Origin of the sequence: Gelidibacter sp. (assembly GCF_035577925.1) — a bacterium.
In the GTDB taxonomy this organism is placed as follows: Bacteria; Bacteroidota; Bacteroidia; order Flavobacteriales; family Flavobacteriaceae; genus Gelidibacter.
Map to the genome: position 1 here is coordinate 1 of NZ_DATJCY010000111.1, position 6,034 is coordinate 6,034.

At 39.4% G+C, this 6,034-nt stretch carries 4 protein-coding genes; 2 read left to right on the forward strand and 2 right to left on the reverse strand.

Going from position 1 to position 6,034, the window contains the following annotated elements:
* Positions 1-737, forward strand: a 737-nt coding sequence (locus VNJ50_RS03845; RefSeq protein WP_325579219.1) for a dihydrolipoamide acetyltransferase family protein, incomplete at its 5' end; no start/stop codon positions are given.
* An 89-nt stretch (positions 738-826) separates the two neighbouring features.
* A complete protein-coding gene (locus VNJ50_RS03850; protein WP_325579225.1) occupies positions 827-2,905 on the forward strand; it encodes an alpha-ketoacid dehydrogenase subunit alpha/beta in 2,079 nt (692 codons plus the stop codon).
* A 150-nt stretch (positions 2,906-3,055) separates the two neighbouring features.
* Here the strand turns inward: VNJ50_RS03850 and VNJ50_RS03855 are convergent, their stop codons facing one another.
* Positions 3,056-4,624 (reverse strand): M20/M25/M40 family metallo-hydrolase, encoded by a 1,569-nt coding sequence (locus VNJ50_RS03855; RefSeq protein ID WP_325579221.1) that lies wholly within the window; start codon positions 4,622-4,624, stop codon positions 3,056-3,058.
* A gap of 876 nt (positions 4,625-5,500) precedes the next feature.
* Positions 5,501-6,034: response regulator transcription factor (locus VNJ50_RS03860; RefSeq protein WP_325579223.1), on the reverse strand; the 534-nt coding region annotated here is incomplete at its 5' end.

Here is a 6,034-nt window from a genome sequence, read left to right on the forward strand (position 1 = left end):
GCATTCCGCAATTGAATTTTGATAAAGGTTCGGGAAAAATCATAGAAATGGATCGTATGCGGCAAATGATTGCCGATCATATGGTCTATTCCAAACATACGTCGCCACATGTTACCACTTATGTAGAAGCCGATTTGACCAGTATGGTGAATTGGCGAAATGCCAACAAAGACGCTTTTCAGGAAAAATATGGCGAACGCTTAACTTTTACGCCGCTGTTTGTGGAAGCTGTCGCCAAAGCCATTAAGGATTTTCCCAATATCAATGCTTCGGTAGATGGCAAAAATATCATCGTCAAAGACGCGATAAATATTGGGATGGCAACCGCTTTGCCCAATGGAAATTTGATTGTGCCTGTTGTAAAAAACGCAGATGGTAAAGACTTGAAAACATTAGCCAAAGATGTCAATGAGTTGAGCAATAGAGCCAGAGAAAATAAATTGACTGCTGATAATATTAAAGGCAGCACGTTTACCATATCCAATGTCGGGACTTTTGGAAGTTTGATGGGAACGCCAATCATCAACCAACCTGAAGTAGCCATTTTAGCATTGGGAATCATCAAAAAACGAGCAGAAGTCATTGAAACCAAAAAAGGTGATGAAATTGCCATCAGAAGTATGATGTATCTGTCTTTATCGTTTGACCATCGGGTTGTTGATGGGTTTTTAGGAGGAAGTTTTGTGCGTCGTGTGGCGGATTATTTTGAGCAATTTGATAGTAACAGAGAAATATAATATTGAAATTAAGAAAAGAATTCGTGTTAAAAAAGATAAATAAAGATATTTTAAGAAAAGCATTTACAACACTTTGTACAGCCAAAGCTATGGCCGAACTGTACGAGGCCAATTTCAAGCAGGTTTCTAAATATGTGCACGCCACATCAAGAGGCCATGAAGCCGTTCAGATTGCTTTGGGCATGCAGTTACTGCCACAAGATTACGCATTTCCTTATTATCGAGATGATGCGATGTTATTGTCTTTTGGATTGACACCTTATGATTTGATGCTGCAATTATTGGCTAAAAAAGATGATCCATTTTCTGGCGGACGTACGTATTATGCCCATCCAAGCTTAAGAGATGCGGACAAACCGAAAATCCCGCACCAGTCTTCCGCAACCGGAATGCAAGCTATTCCGGCAACGGGCGTTGCGATGGGATTTAAGTATCATGAAAATGTTGGTCCAATTGAAGATACAGCCACTTTAAGTGATACAATCAAAAAACTGGAAGGAAACTTCGATTATGATTCTTCTGTTCATTCAGAAGATTCCCGCATTCGTGGGAATGCACCCATTGTGGTCTGCTCGTTGGGCGACGCTTCCGTAACCGAGGGTGAAGTTGCAGAAGCTTTTCAGATGGCGGTTTTAAAGAGGTTGCCTATCTTATATTTGGTGCAAGACAATGATTGGGATATTTCGGCAAATGCCGCTGAAATTCGAGCACAAAATGCTTTTGAATATGCCAAAGGGTTTAAAGGTTTGGAAGCTGTCAGCATCGATGGTGCCAATTTTATTGAAAGTTACGAAGCTGTTGAAAAGGTAATTATGACCATTCGTAAAGAACGTCGACCTTTTTTAATACACGCTAAAGTCCCTTTGTTAAATCATCATACGTCTGGCGTGCGCATGGAATGGTATCGCGATGATTTGGAGGAAGCCCGATCACGTGATCCGTACCCTGTGTTGAAAAAGCAACTATTGGAAAATGGATTTGATGAAAAGGAACTCCTTGAAATTGAAGCTCAAATTGAAATTGAAGTTGAGCAGTCTTTTAGAAAAGCCCAACAGGCCGAAGATCCAAAGCCGGCAGACCTATTTACGAACGATTTCGTTCCAACACCAATTACTGAAGAAAAAGGCGAGCGTTCGCCAGAAGGAGCGGAGAAAGTCGTGATGGTAGATTGTGCGCTATTTGCCGTGGAGGAATTAATGAGAAAGCATAAAGAATGCTTGCTTTACGGACAAGATGTCGGCGCACGACTGGGCGGCGTATTTCGTGAAGCTGCGACCTTGGCTCAAAAGTTTGGTGACGATCGTGTGTTTAACACTCCCATTCAGGAAGCGTTTATTGTGGGCTCAACGGTGGGAATGAGTGCTGTTGGCTTAAAACCTATTGTAGAGGTTCAATTTGCCGACTATATTTGGCCCGGACTCAATCAGTTGTTTACCGAAGTGAGTAGAAGTTGTTATTTATCAGACGGGAAATGGCCAGTGAGTATGATCCTGCGCGTACCGATTGGTGCTTATGGCAGTGGCGGTCCGTATCATTCGTCATCTGTAGAAAGTATTTTGACCAATATCAGAGGGATAAAAATTGCCTATCCAAGTAATGGTGCCGATTTAAAAGGTTTGATGAAAGCCGCCTATTACGATCCAAATCCGGTGGTGATTTTGGAACATAAAGGTTTGTATTGGAGTAAAGTTCCGGGCACAAAAGGTGCTACCTCGGTTGAACCGTCTGAAGATTATGTATTGCCTTTTGGAAAAGCTTGGGTTTTACAAGAAATATGGAAACAAGAAAATGTCGAGACTTTAACGATTGTGACTTACGGAATGGGGGTGCATTGGGCGATGAATGCTTCCGAAGAATTGGGCATTAAAGATCGAATAGAAATCATCGATTTGCGAACTCTCTTCCCTTTGGATGAGGAAACAATCATGAAATCCGTCAAAAAAACAGGAAAATGTCTTGTAGTGACCGAGGAACCTTCCGATAATTCGTTTGCAAGAGCACTGGCCGGGAAAATTCAAGAGGAATGCTTTAAGTTTTTGGATGCACCGGTAATGACTATTGGCAGCGAAAATATGCCAGCTATTCCTTTGAATTCTATTTTAGAAGAAACGATGATACCTTCGACCGAGAAGGTAAAGCAGAAAATTATTCAGGTGCTTAATTATTGATCTTCACTATAGATCGGTTTTTTGTTGGTTTATGTGGTTTTAATTGAAGAAATACACTGATAATAAGAAAAACAAAAACAGCCCTACTTTTCCTAAGGAAGCGTAGGGCTGTTTTTTATTGAAAGATTTTATTCTGTTTAGACTTCTGGATTAAAACTGACTTTTCTGAGCTTTAGGCAATTCTTTTCTTGGAACTTTCTGATCGCTTACTGCGGCCTGATAGATTAAGCCGGCAATTACTGTAGCTGCCTGTTTTAAATCGTCTGCTACCAAATGGTCGTAGCTGTCCATATTGCTGTGATGGGTTCGGGAATTGTATTCCACTTGGTCTTGAATAAACTGAAAACCTGGAAGTCCAACGGCATCAAACGATAAATGGTCTGTTCCTCCCGTGTTGCTGAGCGTAATCGTAGTAGCATCCAAATCTTTAAAAGGAGTAAGCCACGTTTTCATCAAATTACTGGCGGCTTGGTTTTCTTGTAAATGAATTCCACGGATACGTCCTGTACCATTATCGAGGTTGAAATAGACACTGAATTTTTCATGTGCCGGCTTTAACTTCATGTCCTCTCTATTGGCAAAAGTTTTTGCAACATAGCCTCTAGACCCATGTATTCCCTGTTCTTCTCCTCCCCATAGCGCAATGCGCACGGTTCGTTTTGGTTTGATGTTCAATTTCTTCAAAATACGGATGGCTTCCATCATTACAGCTGTACCAGAAGCATTGTCTGTTGCTCCCACAGAACCTTGCCACGAATCTAGATGACCACCGATCATTACCAGTTCGTCTTTTAATTTAGGATCTGTGCCCGTTATTTCACCAATAACATTATATCCTTTTTCTTCATCATTATAAAATTGGGTTTCCACTTCTAAATCCAATTCTACGGGTTTATTTGCCCTTACCAATCTCACGATCATATTATAATCCTCCAGAGCCATGGCGATGTCAAGAAAGTTTTCAGGTGCTTCCATTGCATAGGCACCTCCTCCTTGAACAAAGACTGTTCCGTCGTGATTTCTAGGTGATGAGCTAATTATGGCGATTGCTCCTTCCTCTCTAGCAAGATTTCCAAGAACTTCTGCTTTTTTTCTGGATTCTCTCCAGGCTTCCATGCGTTTTCTTCTCTGTTCAGCCATTTCGGCAGGGTTAACAGCTTCCTTCTTTTCCAATTGGATAGCTGCCATAGAGTCTAATTCCGCTCTGGTATATCGTACAACATCTGCTTTATTGCCCAGTTCGTACTCGATTAATTGGTCCATGGCCAGAATCTTACCCGCAAGTTTTCCTCGGTACTTATTAACTAAGGCCGTACTATCTGCACTAGGATCGATAAGGATGATACTTGCAGTTTTTAAGCCACTGGTGCCTCGTGTCCAAGCTTTTGGGAATGCAATCACAGGTTTGTACCATGGTGATTTCATTGCGATATAGAATTTTTTCAATTCCCATCCTTTTCCAAAATTCCCCCATTCGTCTTTTTTTACATTCTCAAGGCCCCAATCCTTTAGTTGATTGATGGAATAGTCCATCGCCCTATAATATCCGGGACTGTTCATCAAGCGTGGGCCGCTTATTTCTGTGAGGTGGAACGCGATATCCATCACTTGGGAGTTTTCTATTCCTTCTTTTTTGATTTGCTGGATTATGGATGCTTCCTGTGAGAAAGAAACCGTTGGAATAAGTAATAACCATAAAGCCAAAGTTAGTTTGCGCATAGTTTTAAGTTTTAAGATTGTACAATGAAGATTGAAAAGATTTTAAAGATATCATTTTCAGTTTCAAATGTCAAAAAAAGCTATGAAAACATTTTTTTTGTTTTGTGAAGTGTGATCTAGTATAACGATATCATTTAAAACTATCGCTATTCCCTTTGATTAAAGTGAGGTTTAGACGGGGTTTGTTTTTAGCACATCTGTCAAACTCCCCTTTCTTTACCTTCGTTACACTGCGGTAAATTCATTCCCCTCTTTAGCTAAAGAGGGGAGCTAAATTGTGAGTTTTCATTAGAGTTTGTGATTTTATAACTAGCCTTGTTTTGGTGAGCTTAAATTTGTAGATTTTCATGTTATTTAATTACATGACATAAAACTATTTGTCAAACTCCCCTTTCTTTACCTTCGTTCCACTGGGGTAAATTCAATTTTAGTTTTTTATTGTTAAAACTCCCAGGCCTCTTGCCCATGCGCCAGCTCGTCCCTTCGCTAAAATAGTCTTCAGGACTATTTATTGACGCACGGTCGCCTCTTTATCTGAAGAGTGGAGCTAGATTGTGAGTTTTTAGTCTAGGTTGTAATTTTATTAGTAAGCTGTGCTTTTGTTTAGGTTGGACGGAGGATTTGTTTTTAAGTGAAGTTCTAACGGAATGTTTTAATCCATCCTGTATGCAATATTATGCAATAAAAGTTAGCTTTATATAATTATAAGATCGTGATATGTTTTACTCGTAAATAGTTGATGTTAAGAGAGTTTGTAGCGGTAATGAGCAATTCAAAAAATAATTGACTGGTTGTGCCTCATACTTTAGGGCTCGAATGGCATGAAAAAAGAAGAAGAAAAGCAGGGTATTATAATTTTGACTGATCTGAATTAATTTAAATCAATTGATTTTCGGTAGCGATTTTAACTAGCTCAATCATATTTTTAGCTTTAAACTTTTGCAATAAATTTCGACGATGGGTTTCTACCGTTATCACAGAAATAAATAATTGTTCGGCTATTTCAGCAGAAGTATTACCTTTGGCAATTGCCTGAAGAATTTGCTTTTCTCTTTTGGTTAATCTAGGAAGCTCAAAATCTGTAACTGAAGTCCGTAGCATAATTTCCTGCACTTCTTTACTTAAAGCCAAATCACCAATCAATGCCTTTTCTATGCCTTCAATTATTTCTTGGGAATCGGCATTTTTTAAGATATAGCCATTTCCTCCATTTTCTAAAAAACGAAAAATAATACTTCGTTCAGCTTGATTGCTTAATGCAATGACGACAGATTGGGGTGCTTTTTGTTTGATTATTTTGCAAAAATCCAATCCGTTTCCATCGCTCAAAATAATATCCAGCAAAACGACATCTATTTTGTTTTCCTGAATAAAATCTATGACAGCAGCTCCTTTGGTAAAAGAAAAAAC